Below are 22414 nucleotides of genomic sequence, written 5' to 3' on the forward strand. Positions count from 1 at the left end.
CAGGGCGGCGCTCAGTCCTTCGGAATGAGGCTGACCGGCTGCAGGCCCAGAGCCTGGCCGGTGCGATCAGCGTAGAGCCGGTAGTCGTAACGCGCGCCGGGGAAGCCGATGAGCTTCCAGCCGACCATGTCCTGGTTGCCGCCGTACATCGGGTCGGCAAAGTAGCTCTCACGCGCGTTCATCAGCATCAGCTCGAAGAATGCCTTCGTGTTGACGTCGCGGCCGAGCTGGATGCTTCCATCTTCCATGCCCGCCAGCGTCTGGTCCTGCAGCTCAGGCGGCAGATCAGCGAAGCGCTTGCCATGGGCACGCGATGCATAGGTGTCCAGCGCCTTGATGCCCGTGGCGTAGCGCTCACGCGGCGTAGCGATGAACTGCGGCTTCTGCATCAGCTGGTCTTCGCCCGGCGACTTGGGACCCTTGCGGTACAGCATGGCGCCTTCCCCATAAGGGCCGGCCAGCTGACCGTCGAGAAAGACCAGCGCGCCGGCTTGGGTGGCAGAGGGGCCGAGCTCATCGGCCGGGATCAACCGATCGAAGACCGCGCCCAGCGTGCGACGCTCCTCTGCATCGGTCAGGACCTTCCAGCTGGTTCCCTGGTGCACTGGGGAGGGCATGAATGCCTTGTCCAGTGACATATCGTGCGGGTAGCCCCGCATCTCTTTTGCAATGGCACCCGCCACAGGTACAGCGGCTGCGGCACCCAGGGTCAGCAAGGCTTGTCGTCGTTTCATCTTCCGCTCCTGGCGGGGAGCGGCGTGGCGCACGACAGCGCCGGGGCCCTGCCCGCATGCGGCGTATTGTCGCGGCCGCTAAACGGACCGGCCCGGAACCGTTGACGATAAATCGTCAAGCGTGCCCTAGAAGGACAGCTGGGTCTTCATGCCGATCACCATGGCGTCATGGTTGTCCGAGCGCCCGCCTGGGTGGACGACGTACTGCAGTACAGGCTGAAGCACGACACCCGGCAGGGCCTGCAATGTGTAGTAGGCCTCTGCGGTGTACTCCGTGTGCGCCGAGTGCGTGTTGTTCTGCAGACCTCGCCCATAGCGGGGATTGACCTCCGTGGCACCGATGCCGATGCCGACCTGGTCATGGACCCGCGTCGAGCCGACACCGGTGTAGCGCAGGATCACATGGGTCGTTCCATCGATGGCACCCGTACGACGATCGGTGCGGGTCAGATCAAACATCACCCGGAGTCCGGACTGCGGATCGCCTCCGTTCCCATGGGTCAGCTGCTGGTGCAGGCTGGCATAGCCACCGTAAGCGCCGGAACGCATGAGGGCTGGCAGGCCGGAATCACTCCAGGCCGTACCGGTTTCGTCCCTCCAGGCGTCAGCTCGCGGGGCGCTGCTGTACCAGCCACCCAGGGCATAGTGGCCAGAGAGGCCGTTGACCTCCGGGTCCCAGCCGAATTCCACGGGCGTGAGCGTTCCGACCGTGCCCGAGGGCGCCAGGCGCAGGCCGCCACCGTGTTCGTTGGCATACGACGGATTGATCTGGTACGCGCCAACCCGTAGGTACTGGTTCGATCGCGGCTTTACTTCAAGCACCGCAGCCCATTGGCTGGCAGGGCCATTGAACCAGTAATCGCCTGCGAACATGGCTGGCTGGCTGCCGCAGAAGGTCAGGTCCATTGCCATGCAGTCCAAGGAGTTGAAGTCGTCGCCCACCGCCATGCGGCCGGCCTTCACTCCTACCCTTCCGTCGGACCATTTCTTTCCTACCCACAGGCTTCCCAGCCGCCAGATCGACCCGCGGCCGTAGGTTTCCTGGCTCTGCAGAAGCTGGCCAAGGTTCGCCCGTGTATTGAGGTTGTCGCCGTCGCGCAGCGAAACGGATGCCTGGGCCTGCATGCCGTCCCAGCCCCACAGCCGCTCCAGGTCCAGCCGGACCCCCATGGCCAACTGGCCGGCATGCGTGCCGGTATGACGGTCGCCACCACTCAGGTTGCGGGCATCCTCGGAGGTGTAGCCTAGGTCGACGGCTATTCCTTGTGCTTCCAACGCTGCTCGGCGGCCCTGCGCATCGGGCAACAGATGGCCGGCCGCACCAGCGCTTGGGGAAAAGACGAGCAGGCCAGCCAGAGGCAGCCAAAGCAGATGGGGGGAGTGAGACATACGTGTGTTCCGGCCGGAAAGACGCCAACCTTCGACCAGGCACGGTGATCCCTAGTACGACGGCGGCGCGCCGCAGCTTAGTGCAGCCGTCCACCCGGTCACGGGGTGTGTTGACGATAAATCGCCAATACAAGGCTCGTTCGATTCGTGGTACATCAGGCACATCAACCATACTTTGCAGGGATCAGCAGCGTCAGCGGACGCGTTCTCAAGGTGGATGAGAGTGCCGGACGAGTAGCCTACGGACTCAGGCAACACTGTTCCTGCCCCAGCAAGGCGGTTCAGTAGCAGAAGAGCGCGTCGCCCTAGCTGCTGCCATGGTTGTTACTAGACTTACGAAACATTGAACAACTAACAGAGATTCTGAACATGATTAAGAGCATTGACCACCTTGTGATCACGACGGTGGATGAAGACGCATGCGTAAAGTTCTACACGGAAGGACTGGGAATGCGGCTTGAGACGTTCGGACAGGGGCGCAAGGCCCTCTGCTTCGGATCGCAGAAGATAAACGTTCATGTGAAAGGCAAAGAGTTCGAGCCCAAGGCGCATCTGCCTGTGCCTGGAGCCATCGACCTTTGCTTCGTGGCAGCGATCCCGTTGGCCGGGGTAATCCAGCAACTGCAGGACAATGGAATTTCAATCGTGGAAGGTCCAGTGGCAAGAACAGGGGCTGTGGGCCCAATTCTTTCGGTCTACGTGCGAGACCCCGACCTGAACCTGATTGAGATTTCGGAGTACCAGTAGTACCTCGGCCAAAAGTTCACTAGTCGGTTGGACTTCGCAGTGCTGCTTGACCATAGTTGGCGCTCGCTCATTGACATACGCGGCGTATGTCAATAGCATCCGTCGCCTACTGAAGAGAGGCGACCACGTGGCACGTCGAGCCAGAGCCGACATGATTGAAGAGACTCGGGGCAAGCTGATTGCCGCGGCTCGAAGGGCATTTGGGACAAAGGGCTTCGCCAAGACGTCCATGGACCACTTCACTTCAGAGATTGGCCTCACTCGGGGCGCGCTCTATCACCACTTCGGCAGCAAAGAGGGTCTGCTCCAAGCTGTTGTGCAGCAGATCGAAGATGAGGTCGCTGTAAAGCTCGATGCTGTCAGCTCTGCGGCGGCAACGTCTTGGGAAGGCCTGCTAGCGAGATGCCACCTCTACACAAGGTTGGCTTTGGTACCAGAGATTCGTCAGATCATCCTGCAGGACACCAGAGCCGTGTTCGGCGATGTCCCGCTCCCGAATCAGCTCGTCGGAATAGATGCGATCGCTCGGATTTTGGTGCAACTGATCGCCGAAAAAACTATCCGTCCGGTTGATCCTCAAGTAACCGCTCGGATGATCTACGGGATGGTGACAGAGGCTTCGTTCTGGATCGCAGAGGTCGATGCAGACCAAGCGCAGCGGCTGAACGAAGCAACCATTGCAATGGATTCAATGCTTGCCGGCCTGAAAGGCTGAAGAGACCAAAGTGGCAGCACGAATATGAAGATCAAGAACGACAAGAAGAACTACGGCGCGACCTCAAAGTTCTTCCACTGGACATCTGCCGCATCCTTCATTGGCGCGTACCTCGTTGTCTACTACGTCATATGGTTCATGGACGATACCCAGCCCGAGTCCATGCCAGTGCTCAACGTCCATTGGGCGCTTGGATTGATTGTTGGGTCCTTGGTGATTCCTCGCCTTCTCTGGCGTTGGCTGAATGTTGAACCTGAGGCTCCAGAATCATCGGCTGCTGAGCATGTGCTGGCCCAGTGCGCCCACTACGGGCTGTATGCGCTTATGATCCTGATGCCGCTCACCGGCTACGTCGGAACTGGAGCGCCTACCGATTTTGGACTCTTCTCCGTGACAGCGTTCAATGAAACCAGGCTCTTTGCTTGGTTCAGCTCAGCAACCGGGATCACCTGGGAAGCATTTGAACCACCGGTTGACGCTGTTCACCACTTCGTTGGCAAATGGGTGGCTTGGGTAGTGGTTGGTCTTCATGTCATTGCCGCACTTATGCACCACTTCGTCCGACGCGACAACGTGCTTGTAAGGATGATGCCGGGCAACTGGCAGAAGTAGCCAGACGTCCCTGTGATGGTGCGGAAAACCCCATTTCTCAGTAGGTAGAGAGCGAAAATGACGATCGAGAGTATTGCGGCATTTGTTTTGACATCTACGATTCTCGCTTTCGTGCCGGGTCCCGACAATCTTTTCGTCGTTACCCAAGCTGCTATGCGCGGGCGCGTAGCCGGCATGAAAGCCGTGCTTGGACTGTGCAGCGGACTGCTGGTTCACACCACGGCTGTTTCACTGGGCGTTGCAGCACTGCTGCAGCAGTCGCAGTTTGCGTTCTCCATCCTGAAGTACGTGGGTGCCGCATATCTCTTGTACCTTGCGTGGATGGCGTACCGCTGGAAGCCTGACGGTACCGCTGTGGCCGGGAGCGCTCCGCCAGCCAAGCCATCAGAGAACTTGTACCTGCGTGGGCTTGTGATGAACATCGCCAACCCAAAAGTGTCCATCTTCTTCCTGGCATTCCTTCCGCAATTCGTCGAACGATCAGCTGGCGGGATGAAGCTTCAGCTCCTGACGCTTGGGATCATCTTCATTGCCGTGACAATCATCTGCTTTGGCCTTCTGGTTGCGGGATCGGCAACGATTGGCGCCAAGTTCCTGAAGTCCGAGCGTGCCCAGAAGATCATGAGCAAGGTCTCCGCGCTCGTCTTTGTCGGGCTAGCTGCGAAGATCGCAACAACGCGACTGTAACTCGCACGGGCAGCGAAACTTTGGAGGTCGCTCTCCGAAGTGCTCCATCACAACATCAGGAAGCGCTCAAAAATTTGAGCCTTCTTGCAACATCAGCGGTGGGTCAGCTCCGTGCGCACGATAGGCGCGGCCTTCAGCGCGCCGGGTTCTCCGGAGTCTCGATCCGGAACCGCGTTGGGCCGGGCAACGGGCCGTCAATTTCGCCGCAGGCGTGCATCAGGGACTGCAGCCCAGCCAGGACCTGGGCGTCCGGGTCCTGGTCAAGCACCAGGTCGAGCCACCCCTCTTGCATCAGCCGCTGGTGTTCAGCCGTAGCCTCATGGGTGATCCACGCAGGTCTGGGCAAGCCTGATCCACTGAGTGCCGATACGATGCCCGCCGAAGCCACCCCGGTGTTGTAGAGGGCCACGACTGGTCCCTCTGCACGCAACGCCTGGCGCATGGATGCCCGGCAGCGCGCCTCGTCGTCCAGGTGCTCGATAGGAGGCTCCGGCACCAGATGGGGGTAACGCTGCCGCAACACGCTGACGAAGCCGTCCATCCGCTGCACGTGCGCCAGCCAGGACATGGAGGTGGCCATAAGGACAACGCGCCCGGGGCCGTTGACCATTTTTCCTAGCAGGTAGGCCGCAGTACACCCTGCCAGACGGTTGTCGATGCCAGTGTACTGACGGCCTTCGAGACCGCTGATGTCGCTGGTGACCGTCACCACCGGCACGCCTAGCCGCTGCTGATCCACCAATGCGGCACGGATTTCCGGTGTATCTGCAGCCGCGATCAGCAGCCCATGCCGCTTGTAGGGTGGGCGCTGAATGAAGGCCAGCATCTCGGCTTCCTGCTCATACGGCCAGTGGTGCCGGTGGACGGCGATGCGTGAGCCAAGCAGCTGGGCGTAGCGCTGCACGGCCGCGTCCAGGTTTCGGTAGTAATCATTGTCCCGCTCGTAACCCAGCACCACATCGAACCGAAGCACGCCGTGTGCCACGGTCGGAAGCACGCGCGGGATGCCCAGCGACCGTGCCGCCTCGATGACCTTGCGCCGCGCGGTGTCCGAAACACTCCCGCGCTCGTTCAGTACCCTATCCACCGTGCTCTCACTGACCCCCGCCACTGCAGCGATCTCGGTGAAACGGGCACTTCGCTTTCGCCGGGGAGCGGGGTCTGGCATCGGATCAGGGACCAAGGGGGTACTTGGGATGATGCCACCAAAATTTCAGGACGGCGCTCCTGCGCTCCTCCTCGGTTTTTTCACATCGGCAAAGCCAGCTTTTTTCCCCTTCATTCTTCACGCAGCTTGGGAACCCGCTCGACAGCATCAGGATGTTGGTGTCCGCTTCTGGCTGAAATCTAACATCGAGCCCCGCTTCTATCCCCTTCAACCAGACGTCCCCCGTTGTCCCGCCATGGCAGCGGCGGTAGAGGACCTGGAGGCGATAGCTCTTTGCATTGAACGGAAAGACTGCGATCTGTAGTGGCACGCTACTGTCGACATCATGGCAGCGCGCCGATGAGCGATAAGTAGGTGGACGCTGCGCTATAGCCACGACCAGAGGCTTGGTACTGCCGGCGTTGCTGGCAGCAGTGTTGGAACGAAGTCCAACTCGTCACCGGGAAAGCTCAAACGACGATACGTGCAAAGCAGTACGCCTGATTGCCTACTATATTTTGGCCGACTCAGTCGACCGGTATGACAAGGTAATTTTCAACCACAGGATCACGTTCTTGAGTCATCAAACTGCCAGCTGCGCAAGAACTCATGCAATTCCTCGGGGGTGTGCACTTCCAGCTTTCCCATGGCAGTGCGCTTCTGACTTCGCGCTTCTCCAACGGAGATATCAAGTCTATTGGCGCTCCAATCTCATCTGTGAGCGTGGCCCTATCGGACAGAGCGAATCGAACTACAAAGTTCCTTCTATAGCGGAGATCTGCAGTTGAAATGCGAGCCCCCAAGTCCCGCGACCAGGGCACTGTCTAAGAACTCTGGTAGCGGATTCAGGTTGGCCCTCACCAGCTCGGAAACGATCAGAGGCTTGCATGACCTGAGCCCAGTGTCCTCGTCGCCACTGCATACATTAGGTAGAGAAACTCATTCCTTAAGCAAAGGCAGCTTCGCAAGCATGTCGCGCATAGCAATCGCCTCCCAGGGGAAGTGTTCCGTAATTCCGAGGCCGACGACATCAGCGACCTCCGCGACGTCATTAATCAATTGCACGACCTGCGCGATACTCATGCGTCCCTGAGGCGTAGCGTCCCAGAAGCCTTCAGGTGCTCCGGGATCGTTAAAGAGCAGACCCGAAAAGGCACGCGGATCGAGGACGTCCAGGTCGAAATGGATGGCAACATGCCTAGCGCCAGTGCCTTTGAGCCATTCGAGGACACGGCGCGAGTCCTTAGCCAGATCTTCTGGCCCCGCCACTGCCAACCCCAGCTCTCCGATCTGCTCCTTCTCCCAATCGCTTGGGCTGTTTAGGCCGGCTAGCATTACGTTCGACGGTGCGATCGGGCGCGACACCATTTCGGCGAACTCCGGATCCCCTCTGCCCATTAGGTTGCCCAGAACCATCGCGTGCGCATTGACGAACTGATTTGGAGTCATGATGTCAGGGTGTGTATCCACCCACAGCACAGCCAAGTCACCTTCGTATCGTTCATTCAGATAAGAGAAAGGCATCAGATCGACTAGGCAATCGCCGCCAAAAACAACTACGCGATCGGGAGAGTGAGCGTCCAAAATAAGCTTCGCGCGGTCGGCCTGCTTCCTCAGGGCGTCTCGAGCGAAGATCCCGTCTTGGACAGGAAGATCTGTGCGATAGGAATCTACGCTGACAGTCTCAAGCGGGGCCGAGCTCTCGGGAGCAAGCCAAGCGAGCAATCGAGCACCGATGGAGTAGGCAGGATGATTCCCGCCCTGCCATTGCGGGAACAGAAGTCTAAGGGTAGTGGTGGCTGTGGCCATGGGGGAACCTTCGAGTGCGGACGAAATCGCCATCGGCGAAGGTTACTGGCATACAAATTCTTGATAAACACCCTTACCATTGCCGGACATGTACATGAAAGGTGGTTAATCATGGATAGGCTCCTGAAGATGGAGGTGCTGATTGCAGTCGCTGAATCGGGCTCCTTCGCCGCCGCCGCAACGCGATTGGGCATGTCTCCGCAGATGGTCGCAAAGCACGTCCAAGGCCTGGAGTCCAAGTTAGGCGTGCGCCTGATCAACCGGACGACTCGCAGGCAAAGCCTGACAGAGTTCGGTGAACGGTACCTTGAGCGTTCGCGAAAAATCGTTGCGGATGCCGATGCTGCCGATGCCTTGGCCGGTGAAGCCATGGCAGAACCCAAAGGCCGGATCCGAATTAGCGCGCCCGTGAACTTCGGCGCGGGTGCGTTCATGGGCTTCCTCAACGAGTACCTCTTGGAATACCCACGGGTAGACATTGAAGTCATCCTGGCAGAGCGTGCTGTGGATCTTGTAGACGAGGGATTCGAGGCCGTCTTTAGAGTTGGCGCCCTATCTCTTGTCGACAGCTCGACACTTGTGGCACGCCCGCTCAAGCCAATGCAACTCATCCTCTGTGCCAGCCCGCGGTATCTGGCTAAAGCCCAACTACTCCAGCACCCGTCAGACTTGGCTCAACACAACTGCATCTGTTACGTCTTTTCGGACGGGCAGCCAGAGGTTGTGTGGCGCTTCAAGGGAGAAGGCGAGGAGATCGGTATTCGTGTCAGTGGCAATCTGAAGGTCAACGACATGAACTCCATGATCAGCGCTGGTTTGAGTGGGGCTGGGATCATCCTTGCAAAGGAAGACGCAGTTGCTGACGCGTTGTCGTCAGGAACCTTGGTTCGAGTTCTACCTTCGTATGAAGGGCCCCAGATCCCAATGCGGTTGATCTACCGTCGCGATCGACAGATGACCGCAAAGCTTCGCACGTTTGTCGACAAGGCTGTGAAGACGTTCGGTGAGTGACAACAGAGCGATCACGGCGCAGCATCCTCAACCATAGGCTGCTAGTGACGGAACAATTCAGTCGTTTATCCCGCCTTTTGGTAGCAATAAGCTGGCGCGACTGAATTAGGCGCGCAGCGCCGAAAACGTCCTTACCTACTCGCATACCCTGTCTAGCAGACGATGATCTGGCTCGGGCAGCATCAACTTGAGCCAAACGATTTTGAACGAAGAAACCAGTTCCACACCGTTAGGGAAGAATTTTCCCTTGATCTCTCTTGCGCTTGGAACTTTTGCACAGGTCACTGCAGAGTTCCTGCCGGTAGGTGTGCTGCCTGACGTGGCCTGCGCCTTCTCTATCAGTGAAGGCCACGCTGGCCTGATGATGACGCTCCCAGGCCTTCTCGCCGCTATCGCCGCGCCGGGCGTCATGTTCGTTGCCGGCAAGACCGATCGTCGTAACGTGCTTCTATTCTTAGGAGCAATGCTTCTTGCATCCTCGCTTACCTCGATGTTCGCCCCAAACTTTGGGGTAATGCTAGTTGGAAGAGCAATGCTCGGCATCTCACTTGGTGCATCATGGGCTTTGGCACTCGCCGTGGCCGGACGCCTCGTCACGCCTAGTCTGATCCATAAGGCAGCAGCAATCGTCTTTGCTGGTGTGACTGCAGCCATGATACTTGGCGTCCCATTGGGAAGTTGGATTTCTGAGACGCTCAACTGGCGAGTAGCCTTTGCTGCCTCAGCAGCTCTTGCCTTAGTTGCACTGGTCATGCAATGGGCAAGCTTGCCGAACCTCCCTTCAACAGCTTCGCTTACGCCCCGTGCATTGACGACCTTTCTCCGGAATCGAAGAGCAGTATTTAGCATTGGCCTCATCTTGCTTGTTTTCGCTTCGCACTTCGCCACCTACACCTTTGTAAGCCTTTGCTTGAATGACGCCGGCGTTCATGGGCATGCGATTACTTGGACGCTCTTGGCATTCGGCGTGGCAGGACTGGCGGCCAATCATCTAGCTTCCATCGCAGTCGCCAAGCACCTAAAGACGACACTAATCCTGGCACTTGCCATGATGGCAATCGTACAGTTGGCTTTGCCTGCCTTGAGCTCGGGCACGGCGCGCGTAGCGCTGGTGATCGCGTGGGGAGCCGCTTGGGGGGCGATTCCGCTGTGTATGAACATGTGGCACCGCGAGGCGCCAGGGGGGCACTCGGAAGCAGGCTCAGCCTTGTTCACAACGTTTGTTCAGGTGGCTATCGCCGTTGGTTCCGCAGGTGGTGGTTTCCTGGTAGACACCGCAGGCCTATCTGTTGCCTATACGGCCCCAGCGGCGCTGGTCGTAATCGCAATAGTGTCCGTAGCGGCAGCCCGACTTCAAAAGGTGTCACAACAAGTATGCGGACGCGCATGATCCACGGCAGACTTCTGAACTCAACCCAAAGTACCTTCCGGGCTTGGCTGGTGATTGGGAAGACTTCTCGAAGTTAGGGGAATGTCAGGTTTTGGTCGGAAGCGGACATTGATTGAATGAGGTGCCAAGATCCCAAAAATGGGCGCAACTAGATCGGCTTGCCACTTCCACTTTCCTGCCGCGCATGCGCCACCCGCGGCCGCCTCAGCAAGGAGCGACAGGCAATGCGTTGCATTCGGATACTAGCCATACTGTCCCTCGTGCTAGGCCAGATGGGGTGCAGGGAAGAGGGGGAGAGTTCAACGCACCCTATGGGTCAGACGGGAAAGACCTGTACTGCCTACAAGGGCTTTGATCACCATCCTCCTGAAGTGGTTGTTACTGAGCTTGCCAAGCGGGGGTTCGATAGTCGCCGGTTGATTCATAGAACAGTCTGCGGCTCGATCACCAGTTGGGAACTCCTTCCTGAAGGGGCCTCGATCAATCGGCCGCCTCCTCCAGATGCCTACGTGAACGTCCGACTGAGGGAAGACGGCTACGTCTCCGTTAGTCCGGAGCACCCATGATGTCGGCAGGATGGGGGTGGAGTGGCCATACGCTCCAGCCTCCTGTTCAACGTTGCGTTGTGCCTCGCGCTTGTGGTTGCGCTGGCCGCAAAGAAGGCTGCAGGCGAGCAAGCAGTTGCGATAAGGTCGTAATGATGACTGACCGACGAAATGGCTGGACTACATCAAGGATCGCGAATGTAAGCCTGCTCACGGCTGGCCTCGTCGTAGGCCCAATGGTGACCGTGGATGATGCCGGGTCGTTCGCTGATGCGCTGATCCTGGCCCTGGCGTTCGCTGGGCTCAATGTTCTTGTTACAGGCTTTTTCTCGATGCTTTTGAAGCAGCCCATGCACAGGCCGACCATGGATGAGCCGTTGTATCAGTACGGCCAGTTCATCCAGCAGTCTTTCATGGCAGGCCTGATTCTCTGTGCAATGGCACTGGGCGCAATGAGCTACACCGTGATCACAGGCGCAGGGCAGGGATGGCGGTTGTTTGCTGCGATTGGCGCAGGATGTCTGCTGGGTTCCCTGGTTTCGTCGTGGTTGTTTTCTTCCCGCGGATCCGTGGAGCGGTAGCTTGAAGTGGTGTGCCGCTGCGGACTCGCGGCACACGCACTCACTCGCCCACCTTGATGGCGGTGGGTGAATCAGGGCGAAAGCTGGATCACATCACTGAGCTCAGGCCCCCCTCCGCGGTTTGCGCTGCCGGATGTGATCCAAAGCGTGCTCTCATTTGCCACAGCTTGTGCGCCGTGCCGGCCGACAGGCATGGCGGGAAGAGCCGTCCACGTCTGGGTCTGCGGGTCGAACTGCTCTACCTCTGAGTGGGCCGCAACCTGTCGATCGCTCTCCCCACCCAGAACCAGCAAGCGGCCATCGAGCCGGACGGCAGCCGTACCTGCTCGAGGCGTGGGCAGGTCTGCTTTCAGGGTCGACCACGCTCCCTTCTTTGGGTCGAAGACATCCACCTGGGCAACGGTGGGGGACAAGGGCTCCCCAGCATCCGCAGCGGACAATCGACCACCTGCGGCGTAGATCTGTCCATTCACCACCGCTGCATGGAAGTGATCGCGGGCATGGGGGGCATCGGGCAACACGGACCATTGGCCGGTCACGAGATCCAGGCTGTCGGCCCAGGGCACATAGCCGCTGTTGTGGCCTCGGGTGTTCCCGCCCAGGATGTAGGCGAGGTCTCCAATGACGACAACACCGGAGGCACCGCGACGTCGCTCCTGCGGAATGCGAGGTCCTTTGGACCAGGCATCCTTCGCAGGGTCGTAGATGTACACATGTTCGAGCGCCGGTTCCTCAGGGAACTGCCCGGTCAATCCGGACACGATGAAGATGCGACCGTTGTGTACTACCCCTTGTGCGTGATGGATTTCCAGCGGCGGTGCCGTCAGTGTTCTCCAGCGCCGGGTCTCCAGGTCCAGTACCTGGAGGGGACGATCTCCACGGCCACCAAATACATAGAGATCCTTGGCGATCAGTACTGCCGAACTTTCATGCCTTGGCGTTGCCTCGCCCAGCGTGTCGATCTTCTGCCATGAAGCAGACGCCTTCGGAGTAGTCCCCGCGGTTTTGGAAGGCGTAGCTGCCGACGCAACGCCGGAAACAAAGCTGGCGGAAAGGAAAAGTATGAGAGCGGTACTTGATCGCATGGTTACTCCTGGTGAGCGCAGATGTGCGGGCTGCTGCAAGCTGACCATAACCAATGAATGCGCTTCGTAGTGAGTATGAGGCGGCGCTTGCTCGCTGGTCGTGGCTATGCGATCACGATGATCCGGCTGCGCCGGTCACGATGCGCCCGCCACCCGCAAGCGCCGCCAGCTCCTCTGCCTGCCCCTTCGGGAAGAACTCCTTGAGCAGATCAAGCAGCGCCGACACCCTCGCGCTGAGCAGCCTACGCGAGGGGTACAGCGCCCAGATCTCGATGGGCGGCGCCTTCGCATGCCCCCACGACACCAAGGCGCCATCCCTGAGGTCGTCGGCAACCAGTGAGAAGGGCAGCAGCGCCGCACCAGTGCCTGCGCGCACGGCATCGCGCACCATGGTCAATGCGCCCAAACGCAGCACCGGATCCACCGCGATACGCGTCTCGCCACGCGGCGTCACCAGATCCCAGGTGGTGGCACCGCTGGATGGCCGGAACACCGCAGGTGCCGTCTCGCCCATCGCGGGCAGGGGCATGTCCGGGTGCGCCACTGCCACCAGACGGTCGCGCACCAGCACGCGCCCCACCAGCCGATCATCCGGATCCGGGTTGACGCGTATCACCAGGTCGTAGCCTTCTTCCACCATATCCACGGCGCGGTCTTCAGTGGTGATATCGAGCCGCACCTGAGGGTGGCGCCGCGCGAATTCGGCTGCGATTTTGCCCAGTGCCATCTGCGAGAACAGCATCGGCGCGCTCACGCGCAGCCGGCCACGGGGCGTGTCGCCGCCCGAGGCGATGGAGGTAGCCGCCTCCTCCAGATCGGTCAGCAGCGTCTCGGTGCGCTCGAACAGCGCCCGACCTTCCTCGGTGAGCTTCAATGTGTGCGAGCCACGCTCGAACAGCCGCACCCCCAGGCTTGCCTCCAGCTCACCCACGCGCCGGGACAGTGTTGCCTTTGGGCGGTCTGCGGCGCGCGCGGCGCGGCCAAACCCACCGTGCCGCGCCACCAGGTTGAAGTCGGCCAGGGCCAGCAGGTCCATGTGTTCCACCAGTGAGACGGGTGGTCCAAGTATATGGGCTATCGGCCCGTATGCGGATCAACAATCATGAGGCCTCACCACTCACCCGGAGTACCCCATGACCATTCTTGTTACCGGCGCCACTGGCACCATCGGCCGTCAGGTCGTCCAGCACCTCACCCAGCGCGGCGCGAACGTCCGCGCCCTGGTTCGCACCCCCGCCACCGCCAACCTCCCTGCAAGCGTGCAGCTGGTGCAGGGCGACATGCTGGATGTGGATGCCCTGCGCCTCGCACTCGAGGGCGTCTCCACGCTGTTCCTGCTCAATGCCGTGGTCGCCGACGAATTCACCCAGGCGCTCATCATCCTCAACGTTGCCCGCGAGGCCGGGGTGAAGCGGGTGGTCTACCTGTCGGTGATCCACAGCGACCGCTACGTCAACGTGCCGCACTTCGCCGGCAAATTCGGCGTGGAGCGCATGATCGAGCAGATGGGCTTCAGCGCCACGATCCTGCGCCCGGCCTATTTCATCGACAACGACCTCACCATCAAGGACGTGGTGCAGGGCTACGGCGTGTACCCCATGCCGATCGGCAGCAAGGGGCTGGCGATGATCGATACCCGCGACATCGCCGAGATCGCCGCCATTGAACTGCTCAACCGCGAACAGGCACCGGACAACAGCGCGCTGACCCGCCTCAACCTGGTGGGCCCGGAAGCACTGACCGGCGAACAGGTCGCGGCCATCTGGAGTGATGTGCTCAACCGCACGATCACCTACGGCGGCGATGACACGGCCGCCTTCGAGCAGAACCTGCGCCAGTTCATGCCGGCGTGGATGGCCTACGACATGCGGCAGATGGCCGAGCGATTCATCAGCGACGGCATGCTGCCGGGCGCGGGCGACGTGGAGCGCTTGATGCAGTTGCTCGGTCGGCCGTTGCGTACGTACGGCGAATTTGCGGCCGAGCATGCGTCAGCGGGCTGAGGACAGCGCCGGGGCAGCGGGGGAGCCGCTGCCTCAGGTCACCGTGCGCCACACCGTTTCATCTCCCGCAGATTCAATCGCCACAGAGGACGCTCTGGGCGGGTTGATCGCCCGGGCCAGATCCCCCAGCGTGTAGGGTTTGCGCAGCAGCGCGAAGCCGTGATCGGTCTCGCGTGCCAGCAGCTCGCTGTAGCCACTGGTCAGCACCACATGCAGATCGGGATAGCGCTCGCGAAGCATCTTCGCCAGCTCCAGGCCGCTGATGCCCGGCATGACCACATCGGAAAAAACAGAGTGGTAGCGCTGATGGTTCTGCTCCAGCTCGGCCAACGCATCGCTGCCGTTGCGGGCAAGGAAGACGCCGCAGCCGAGCTCGCGCAGTGCAGACACCGCAAATGCAGCCACATCCACGTTGTCTTCCACCACCAGCACGTTCAGACCCTTGGCGTCGTGCAGCGACTGCGTCTCGGAAATACCGACGGCCGCGGGCGTCTGATGTGTCAACGGCAGATAGAGCACGAAGGTGCTGCCTTCGCCCACCGTGCTTTCAACATCCACCTCGCCCTCAGACTGCTTGACGAAGCCAAACACCTGGCTGAGCCCCAGGCCGGTACCTTCACCCACGCCCTTGGTGGTGAAGAACGGATCGAACACGTGGGTCATCACCGAAGCATCAATACCGCACCCGTCATCGCTGACCGAGACCGCGGCAAACATGCCTTTCAGCGGTGGCGCAAACCGTACCGATGGCATCGCCTCCACCCGCCGCACGCAGATGCGCACCGTGCCGTGCTCGGCAATCGCGTCGCGCGCATTTACCGCCAGGTTGATCAGCGCGGTATCCAGCTGTGTCTTGTCCAACAGTACATGGAGCGGTTTGTCGGGAAGGTCGAGCTGCAGGCCGACCCGCCCGCCGAGCAGGGTGCGGATGATGTCGGCCAGTCCTTCAACGCCCGCGCAGAGGTCGAATACTTCGGGTGACAGGGTCTGCCTGCGCGAGAAGGACAGCAGATGGGACACCAGGCTGGTGGCGCGATCGGCCGCTGCACCGATGGCCTCGATATGGCGATTCTGCCGCTCGTCGCGAGGGCTGCCGTAACGCAGCATGTCCACCGAACCGGTGATGACCTGCAGAAGATTGTTGAAATCGTGGGCGACACCGCCGGTCAACTGGCCAATGGCTTCCAGCTTCTGCGATTGCCGCAGCTGCTCGCGCGCCCTCACCAGTTCGGCATGGGCCAGCCGCGCCTCCTCGCTGATGGCTTCCACCTGCCGTGAGTGCTCATTGCGTTCGGAGACGAACTCGGTCTGGTCGCTGACCACGCACAGGATGCCGCCGACGCTGCCGTCAGCAATGCGGATGGGCGAGTACGAGAATGTCCAGAAGGTCTCCCGCCGCGTGCCATCCCGATCCATGAACACGCGCAGGTTACGGAAGCTGCGATGGGTACCGGCCATGGCATCGGCAATCGCACCGCCCAGCTCGTCCCAGACGTCGTGCCAGACAATCCTGACCGGGCTGGCCATGGCGCCGTCCAGCTTGTTTCCCATCCAGGGCGAGAATGCGTCGTTGAAGTAGAACAGGTTGTCCGGCCCCCACGCGATCCACAGCGGTTCCGGGCAGTCGAGGATCATCGTCAGCACGGTGCGGAGTTCTGCGGGCGCTGATTCAGCCAACCCCGCGTGCACCCACGCGCTGTCCTGCAGCAGCCCGTATGCCAGGGAGTCGGGAGAGGACACCGGTAGATCGCAACGCCGCATGTGAAGACCTGTTGAGCATCTCCTCACAGGGTAATCGTGAACGGTACAGATTGCGTGACGGCCGCTGTTTCACGGCACGCGGGCCAAGCAAAGACCCGGCGTTGACGCGGGATCCGTACATTTCCTTTCAGGCAAACCCACCCATAAGCACCATGGCAAACCGCGCAATCGCCTACGCCAGCGAGGCAATCTCCGGTCTTGATCCACAGCGCCTGACCGCGATGGTCGAAGACGCGGCCCGATTCAATCACGATGCCGGGATCACCGGCGTGCTGCTGTTCGATGGGCAGCGTTTTCTACAGTACATCGAAGGCCCGGAAGATGCCTTGGGCGTGGCGTATTCGCGCATTCTGGGCGCCAGCAGCCATCGCGAGATTGTGGAGTTGGCGCGGGGGCGCGTGGGTCGCCGGGTGTTCCCGTATTGGTCCATGCGGCTGCTGCCTGCCGATGCACACGAGCTGAGCCAAGCGGCCTATGCAGACTGGCGTGGCTTCGTCAGACGGGCCGGACGGGAGGGCAGCCCCTGGGCTGCCATGGACCACCTGAACGCGGTGGTGCAGCCTCATCTGGGCTGATCTGCGCCCGGGGATGCCGGGTGCTATGCATCAAGCAGTGCGATGACCTCGCGCATGCCCAGCACCTTTGCGGCACCGGAGCGCTGCAGAAGCTGCAGCGCCGGCTTCTGTCGATCCGGCAGGGCAGCGGTCGCTTCCCATGCGACGACCGTCTCGTATTCACGCGAATTGGCGTCGAGGGCAGTGGCCAGCACGCAGGAATCCAGTGCCATGCCGGCAAGGACCAGGCGCTGGACGCCCAGCTTGGCCAGCAGCACCGGCAGGGGTGTTGCCAGAAACGCGGAATGTTTGGGTTTGAGGATGAAGTAATGCCGCGGCTGCGGCGTCAGGCGTTCGGCAATGTCTGCGGCATGCCCACCGCGCTGGCGACACGCTTCAACCAAACCTGGGAAATCACGCTTCCAGTCGCCAAAGTTGTCGTTGGCGAAGATGACGGGCAGATCCCGCTCGTCGAACGCAGCAATGAGAGTCGCGGCCTCGTAAGCTGCCCGGACTGCCGCCGGGCCGAGCGCGCGGCCCTCGGGGAAGTCAAAGAGGCTGAACAGGTCGATGATGATCAGCGCGCTTTTCGTGCTCATGGTCAGCGTCCATCAGTTGCTGCGCTGGCGTTTCGGCGGCGCTGCCACGCCATCACCTGGCCGACCACCGCGGTCAACAGCAACAGCGCATTGGTGACCACGAACACGATGGAGCCCAATAGCGCGCTGTAGATGGTGAACAGCGTGGAGGCGGTCATCTGCCCGAGGAACAGCCATTTCGACACGGCCTCCGGGTGAGGAGACTGCCACTGTTTGACCATCTGCCGGATCAGGGTGGCCATCAATACCACGGTGGCCACCCAGCCCAGAATGTCTGGATGCATGCAGGCACCTCGGTGTATGCGGGCAAGGGGGGCGCCGCCGTCGCTGGCGACGTCATGGCAGGCCAGTGCCCGGGTTACGCCGCCTGAGCGGCCTTCGCGTTGCCGCCACTCCTGGCCAGCAACATGTGTCTTCCGCTCCCTTGATGGCCATGTAGGCATCCCGTCTTGAAGGAGCCTGCAGACTAGACGGGTGCCCTGAAAATTCCGTCGAACGGTTCGTGAACGAGAAGTCTCGGCTTGATCTTCTGTCTTCGCGTTCGGTTAGCGCATTCTGGTCATAAGCAGCCCCAGGGAAGCCCTCTCACTCCAACGAGGGGTCTGCACATCGCTCGCTGACCATGCCGCCCCCAATGAAGCTGCTGACAGCTGCGACGAAGCAGCCTGGCGCAACCAACGGCAATAGATGGGCGCCGCGGTCCACCGTGTGGAACGTGACAGGACCTGACCCGCGGAGCATGGCGGCGTGTTCCTGGGCACCGGCGTAGGCGGTATTCGGATCCAGCGTCCCCTGCAGGATCAGTGTCCGTGGCAGGGTGTCCGGGGTTTTTCCGAACCAGGCATAACGCGGGTAACGCGGGACACTGCCACTGACGAGCAGGCCGGGAATGGGACTGACGAACAACGCATCTTTGGCCTCTTCGTTCACGGTCTCCATGCTGAGCTCCGGACGTGCGTTGTTCTCCGACGCGGCGATGAGCATCACCAGCGGCAGGGCCGGCTGGTTGTTTCCTGCCTGTCCCAGCTGCGCCAGCGCGGCATTCCAGTCCTTTACTGTGGCAACGAGGGTGCGGGCATCACCCTCGGAAAGGTCCTGCACGATCTTCGGCATTCGATCGCGCAGCGCAGGGAAGCTCAGCAGAGCGGAGAAGAACCGGCGCAGGTCGCCACCTGGCACGTCCTTCTGCCAGGCCGCATCTTTCACCGCCAGCAGCGTCCGATATTGTTGGAGGCTACGTTCATCCATGCTCTGCCGCCCGACCTGGTCAACAAGCGCGGTGCGCCGGCTGAGGTCCCATGTTTCAGTGGTCTCGGGCGGCACCAGTCCGTCGAGGATGAGCCCATCCACATCAAGATCATTGACCTGGAGCGAACGCAACGCCAGCTGGGTGCCGTAGGAAACGCCATACAGCAACACCTGCCCGCTGCGATCTGCCTGTGACATCAGAGTGCCAAGGTCATGCGCAGCCTCAGTGATGGAAAAGGCCGACGTGCGCTGCAGGCTGGCGTACATGCTGCCGATGCACGGGCCCCATTCGGCGCCTGCCAACCCCGTACCTTCCGGGCTTTCAGGTGCTTCCTGGATCGGGCAGATCCGCGATGACCGACCCGTTCCCCGGTGGTCGGGGATCACAAGATCAAACCCGGGGAACGCACGCTGGTAGGTCTGCACAAGGGGATACAGGGACGCGCCCGACTCGCCCGGGCCGCCAGAGATCAGCCAGACCTCGCCTCGTCTGGGTACGTCCGCACTGGCCGCTATGCGCCGCAGGAACAGCGTAATGTGCTCGCCTGATGGATCGGCATGGCGAAGTGGAACGTCCACCGTGGCGCACTGTGATCCGAGCAGGGCGGCTGACGCGCCGTCCTCGCAAGCACGTGCCTTGGGTGCAGATGCACTGGCAATTACGGGTGAGAACAGAAGCAGTACCGCCCACAGTGCACTACGACGCATCGGCCATCCCTTGGCTTGAATGAGCGCCTACGATGAGGGCTGGATGGGGAAACGGGCGAATGCCGGAAGTAACCCAGAGCGGCTGTTGCTGGCTGGTGCTGACTGGAGGAGCACAATCATTCCCGACCGGGCAGCGCCCCGGCTGCCCCGGCGGTTTCATGGGATGATGCGCCACCGCGCCCGACTGCCCCTACATGCATACCCTGACCGATCCCAATCTGCTGAACGACATCGCTGAGATTGGTCGTATCGAGGCGGTGCCGCGCATCCTTGAAACCGTGGCCCATATCACCGGCTCGAGATTCACTGCGATTGCCCGGGTGACCGAGACGACCTGGACGGCCTGCGCCACCTTGGACACCCTGGGGTTTGGGCTGGTTCCAGGCGGGCAACTGGTCCTGGAAACCACCATCTGTGATGAGATCAGGCAGTCACCCACCTCGGTCGTGTTTGCGCAGGCCAGTGCACACCCGCTGTATTCCAAGCACCACACCCCGCGGATCTACGGGCTGGAGAGTTACGCGTCCGTGCCGATCCATCGCCCGGACGGCAGCTTCTTCGGCACCCTCTGCGCTATTGACTCGACGCCGGGCAACTTCGATGAAGCCCATATCCGACGCTCCATGGAACTGCTTGCCGACCTTGTTGGGAATTACCTCGACAAGGAGGATCGCCTGCTGGAAGCAGAGACAGCACTCACCGATGCACAGCGGGTTTCAGACCTGCGCGATCAGTTCATTGCGGTACTGGGCCATGATCTTCGCAGCCCGCTGCAGGCGATCAGCGTGGCTGCGGATTCGCTGGAAATGGACGCAACGTCTGAGCGTCAGCAGCAGATGCTCGCGCACATCGCATCGGGCGTCACCCGCATGGATGGGCTGATCAACGATGTGCTCGATTTCGCCCGGGGCCGGTTGGGTGGCGGCATTCCGATCTCGCTCCGGGAAAGCCATTCGTTGCAGGCCGACCTTGAGCGCGTTGCGGCGGAGGTGGCAATCGCGACCGGTCGCCAGGACATCAGCGTGCAGATGCAGATCGAGGGCAGCGTGGTCTGCGACCCCAGCAGGCTCTCGCAGCTGCTGGCCAACCTGCTGACGAATGCCGCCCAGCACGGCGAGCGCTCTGCGCCTGTCACGCTGAGGGTTCACGCCGCATCCAATGCTCTGACCCTGGATGTGCACAACGCAGGCTGCATTCCATCGGAGAGGCTGGGTAACATTTTCAGCCCGTTTTCGCGCGAGCAGGGCGAGCTGCCGAGGCCCGGCCTGGGTCTGGGCATTTACATCGCATCGGAAATTGCCAGGTCTCATGGCGGGACACTCGAGGTGGCGTCCAATGAAGGCGCGGGAACCTTGTTTACGTTCCAGATGCCGGGCGCAGGACGTTCGTAGGGACCGGGAGACGGCGGAGTTGGGTTAGTCGGGCTCTGGGCGTAAGCGAGAGCGCTCTCAGGCCCCTGCCTTGCCCCGATCCAACTGCCGATATCCAATCGCCTCCGCCAGGTGTGCGGTCCCGATCCGCTCGCACGCATCCAGATCCGCAATCGTGCGAGCCACCCGCAGAATCCGGTGCATCGCCCGAGCCGAGAGCTGCAGCCGCTCGATCGCCTGCTCCAGCAGATCCTGATCGCCCTCGCTCAACCGCGTGCACGCCCGCAGCGCTGCCGGTGGCAGATGCGCATTCAGCCCACCCCGTGCGCGTTGCCGTGCATGCGCCGCTTCCACCCGCGCCCGTACCACCGCACTCGGCTCGCCCAGCGGCGTGCTTTCCCGCAGCTCCACTGCATCCATCCTGGCCACGCTGATATGCAGGTCGATGCGGTCCAGCAGCGGCCCCGACACGCGTGCGCGGTAGCGGGTGATGCGCTCATCGGTACACAGGCAGCGATTGCTGCGATCCCCCGCCCATCCGCACGGGCAAGGATTCATCGCCGCCACCAACTGGAAGCGCGCCGGGTACTGCACACTACGCGCCGCACGCGCGATGCGGATATGCCCGGACTCCAAAGGCTCACGCAGCGTCTCCAGGGCACTGCGGTTCCATTCGGGAAGCTCGTCGAGGAACAGCACCCCGTGGTGGGCGAGCGAAATTTCGCCGGGGCAGGGTGGATTGCCGCCGCCCACCAAGGCCGCCGCACTTGCGCTGTGGTGGGGTGCGCGAAACGGCCGCTGCCGCCAGCGCCGCGGGTCCAGCCCTTCGCCACTCACTGAGGCAATCGCGGCCAGCTGCAGCGCTTCGTCCTGCTCGGTGTCCGGCAGCAGGCTGGGCAGGCGCGAGGCCAGCAGGGTCTTGCCGCAGCCGGGGCTGCCGATCAGCAGCAGATGGTGGCCACCGGCGGCAGCCACTTCCAATGCGCGACGTGCATGTGCCTGCCCGCGCACGTCGGCCAGGTCGGGCAGGGGCAGCGGTGTGGTGTCCACCCGCTGCACCGGCGGCAGCAGGCGAGGGTTGCCCAGCCCGGCGCAGCATTCCAGCAGGGTGCGGGCCACGCGCACGTCGGCATGTTCGGCCAGGGCGGCCTCGGCGGCATTGCCCGGCGGCACCACCAGGATGCGCCCGGCCTCGGCAGCCGCAATCGCCGCAGGCAGCGCGCCGCTGACCGGACGCAGTTCGCCGGTCAGGCCGAGCTCGCCGAGAAACTCGTAACCCAGCAGCGACTGCGGCTCGACCTGGCCGCTGGCGGCGAGGATGCCCAGCGCGATGGCCAGGTCGTAGCGGCCGCCTTCCTTAGGCAGGTCTGCCGGGGCCAGGTTCAAGGTGATGCGCCGCTGCGGGAAGTCAAAGCGCGCACAGAGCAGGGCGGCACGCACGCGTTCGCGCGACTCGCGCACGCTGGCTTCGGCCAGGCCGACAATCTGGGTGACCGGCAGGCCGCCGGACAGATGCACTTCCACCCGCACCAGCGGGGCATCGACCCCGGCGCGGGCACGGCTGTAGACCAGCGCCAGGCTCATGTGTGGTTCCTGCGGAGAGGTGCTTGATGGTGCGACGCGGGTGCAACTGACCGCCATCAGGGTTTTCAGAGCGCGCGGCTAGGAGATCGCCCACAGCTGACAGTCATGACCTATGGCAGGGGTGTTCGGTGTGGT

General features: G+C 61.7%; 21 protein-coding genes. 10 read left to right on the plus strand and 11 right to left on the minus strand.

Translation table 11 applies throughout. The features are described 5' to 3' along the window. Window positions 1-11 precede the first annotated feature (11 nt). Together IAE56_RS04835 and IAE56_RS04840 are read right to left on the minus strand one after the other, a co-directional pair. Window positions 12-767 (minus strand): gluconate 2-dehydrogenase subunit 3 family protein, encoded by a 756-nt coding sequence (locus IAE56_RS04835; RefSeq protein ID WP_200751682.1) that lies wholly within the window; start codon window positions 765-767, stop codon window positions 12-14. A gap of 93 nt (window positions 768-860) precedes the next feature. Further along, a complete protein-coding gene (locus IAE56_RS04840; RefSeq protein WP_200751683.1) occupies window positions 861-2123 on the minus strand; it encodes a carbohydrate porin in 1263 nt (420 codons plus the stop codon). A gap of 369 nt (window positions 2124-2492) precedes the next feature. On the opposite strand from IAE56_RS04840, the gene IAE56_RS04845 reads away from it, so the two are divergent. The 4 genes from IAE56_RS04845 (at window position 2493) to IAE56_RS04860 (ending at window position 4884) form a co-directional block, all read left to right on the plus strand. Beyond that, window positions 2493-2870 carry a VOC family protein gene (locus IAE56_RS04845; protein ID WP_200751684.1) on the plus strand — a complete coding sequence of 126 codons (378 nt, stop codon included), beginning with the start codon at window positions 2493-2495 and terminating at the stop codon, window positions 2868-2870. A 151-nt stretch (window positions 2871-3021) separates the two neighbouring features. Beyond that, window positions 3022-3585, plus strand: coding sequence for a TetR/AcrR family transcriptional regulator (locus tag IAE56_RS04850; protein ID WP_200751685.1), 564 nt, complete (start codon window positions 3022-3024; stop codon window positions 3583-3585). 24 nt (window positions 3586-3609) lie between these two features. Further along, on the plus strand, window positions 3610-4197 hold the full coding sequence (locus IAE56_RS04855) for a cytochrome b (RefSeq protein ID WP_200751686.1): 588 nt from the start codon (window positions 3610-3612) through the stop codon (window positions 4195-4197). Window positions 4198-4254: 57 nt separating this feature from the next. Beyond that, window positions 4255-4884 carry a LysE family translocator gene (locus tag IAE56_RS04860; protein ID WP_200751687.1) on the plus strand — a complete coding sequence of 210 codons (630 nt, stop codon included), beginning with the start codon at window positions 4255-4257 and terminating at the stop codon, window positions 4882-4884. Window positions 4885-5017: 133 nt separating this feature from the next. Here the strand turns inward: IAE56_RS04860 and IAE56_RS04865 are convergent, their stop codons facing one another. Further along, on the minus strand, window positions 5018-6052 hold the full coding sequence (locus IAE56_RS04865; RefSeq protein ID WP_234455887.1) for a LacI family DNA-binding transcriptional regulator: 1035 nt from the start codon (window positions 6050-6052) through the stop codon (window positions 5018-5020). A 918-nt stretch (window positions 6053-6970) separates the two neighbouring features. Next, window positions 6971-7840, minus strand: coding sequence for an arginase family protein (locus IAE56_RS04870; protein ID WP_200751689.1), 870 nt, complete (start codon window positions 7838-7840; stop codon window positions 6971-6973). 111 nt (window positions 7841-7951) lie between these two features. On the opposite strand from IAE56_RS04870, the gene IAE56_RS04875 reads away from it, so the two are divergent. The 3 genes from IAE56_RS04875 (at window position 7952) to IAE56_RS04885 (ending at window position 11367) form a co-directional block, all read left to right on the plus strand. After that, window positions 7952-8851 (plus strand): LysR family transcriptional regulator, encoded by a 900-nt coding sequence (locus IAE56_RS04875; RefSeq protein WP_200751690.1) that lies wholly within the window; start codon window positions 7952-7954, stop codon window positions 8849-8851. 187 nt (window positions 8852-9038) lie between these two features. Further along, window positions 9039-10241 (plus strand): MFS transporter, encoded by a 1203-nt coding sequence (locus IAE56_RS04880; RefSeq protein WP_200751691.1) that lies wholly within the window; start codon window positions 9039-9041, stop codon window positions 10239-10241. A 700-nt stretch (window positions 10242-10941) separates the two neighbouring features. Next, window positions 10942-11367: a hypothetical protein gene (locus IAE56_RS04885; RefSeq protein WP_200751692.1), complete on the plus strand. Its 426-nt coding sequence runs from the start codon at window positions 10942-10944 to the stop codon at window positions 11365-11367. 71 nt (window positions 11368-11438) lie between these two features. On the opposite strand, the gene IAE56_RS04890 is transcribed toward IAE56_RS04885, so the two are convergent. Beyond that, on the minus strand, window positions 11439-12452 hold the full coding sequence (locus IAE56_RS04890; protein WP_200751693.1) for a kelch repeat-containing protein: 1014 nt from the start codon (window positions 12450-12452) through the stop codon (window positions 11439-11441). 112 nt (window positions 12453-12564) lie between these two features. Next, window positions 12565-13488 carry a LysR family transcriptional regulator gene (locus tag IAE56_RS04895; RefSeq protein ID WP_200751694.1) on the minus strand — a complete coding sequence of 308 codons (924 nt, stop codon included), beginning with the start codon at window positions 13486-13488 and terminating at the stop codon, window positions 12565-12567. 97 nt (window positions 13489-13585) lie between these two features. Here IAE56_RS04895 and IAE56_RS04900 point away from each other — a divergent pair, with 97 nt between their 5' ends. Further along, complete coding sequence (locus IAE56_RS04900) at window positions 13586-14455, plus strand: NmrA/HSCARG family protein (protein ID WP_200751695.1); 870 nt, start codon at window positions 13586-13588, stop codon at window positions 14453-14455. A 33-nt stretch (window positions 14456-14488) separates the two neighbouring features. Here IAE56_RS04900 and IAE56_RS04905 read toward each other — a convergent pair whose 3' ends face one another. Continuing rightward, window positions 14489-16216, minus strand: a complete 1728-nt coding sequence (locus IAE56_RS04905) for a PAS domain-containing hybrid sensor histidine kinase/response regulator (protein ID WP_200751696.1) — start codon at window positions 16214-16216, stop codon at window positions 14489-14491. Window positions 16217-16368: 152 nt separating this feature from the next. Between IAE56_RS04905 and IAE56_RS04910 the strand changes: the two genes are divergently transcribed. After that, window positions 16369-16791 carry a BLUF domain-containing protein gene (locus IAE56_RS04910; RefSeq protein ID WP_200751697.1) on the plus strand — a complete coding sequence of 141 codons (423 nt, stop codon included), beginning with the start codon at window positions 16369-16371 and terminating at the stop codon, window positions 16789-16791. Window positions 16792-16814: 23 nt separating this feature from the next. Here the strand turns inward: IAE56_RS04910 and IAE56_RS04915 are convergent, their stop codons facing one another. From IAE56_RS04915 to IAE56_RS04925, 3 genes are all read right to left on the minus strand, one after another. Further along, window positions 16815-17369: a cysteine hydrolase gene (locus IAE56_RS04915; RefSeq protein WP_200751698.1), complete on the minus strand. Its 555-nt coding sequence runs from the start codon at window positions 17367-17369 to the stop codon at window positions 16815-16817. A gap of 2 nt (window positions 17370-17371) precedes the next feature. After that, window positions 17372-17653, minus strand: a complete 282-nt coding sequence (locus IAE56_RS04920; protein ID WP_200751699.1) for a hypothetical protein — start codon at window positions 17651-17653, stop codon at window positions 17372-17374. A gap of 301 nt (window positions 17654-17954) precedes the next feature. Further along, window positions 17955-19325 (minus strand): alpha/beta fold hydrolase, encoded by a 1371-nt coding sequence (locus IAE56_RS04925; RefSeq protein WP_234455888.1) that lies wholly within the window; start codon window positions 19323-19325, stop codon window positions 17955-17957. A 194-nt stretch (window positions 19326-19519) separates the two neighbouring features. Between IAE56_RS04925 and IAE56_RS04930 the strand changes: the two genes are divergently transcribed. Continuing rightward, window positions 19520-20716, plus strand: coding sequence for a GAF domain-containing sensor histidine kinase (locus IAE56_RS04930; protein ID WP_200751700.1), 1197 nt, complete (start codon window positions 19520-19522; stop codon window positions 20714-20716). Window positions 20717-20773: 57 nt separating this feature from the next. On the opposite strand, the gene IAE56_RS04935 is transcribed toward IAE56_RS04930, so the two are convergent. Continuing rightward, the gene (locus IAE56_RS04935) at window positions 20774-22279 is read right to left on the minus strand and encodes a YifB family Mg chelatase-like AAA ATPase (RefSeq protein WP_200751701.1); all 1506 of its coding nucleotides are present in this window, start codon (window positions 22277-22279) and stop codon (window positions 20774-20776) included. Window positions 22280-22414: the final 135 nt, after the last annotated feature.

The organism is Stenotrophomonas sp. S41, assembly GCF_016624625.1.
In the GTDB taxonomy this organism is placed as follows: domain Bacteria; phylum Pseudomonadota; class Gammaproteobacteria; order Xanthomonadales; family Xanthomonadaceae; genus Stenotrophomonas.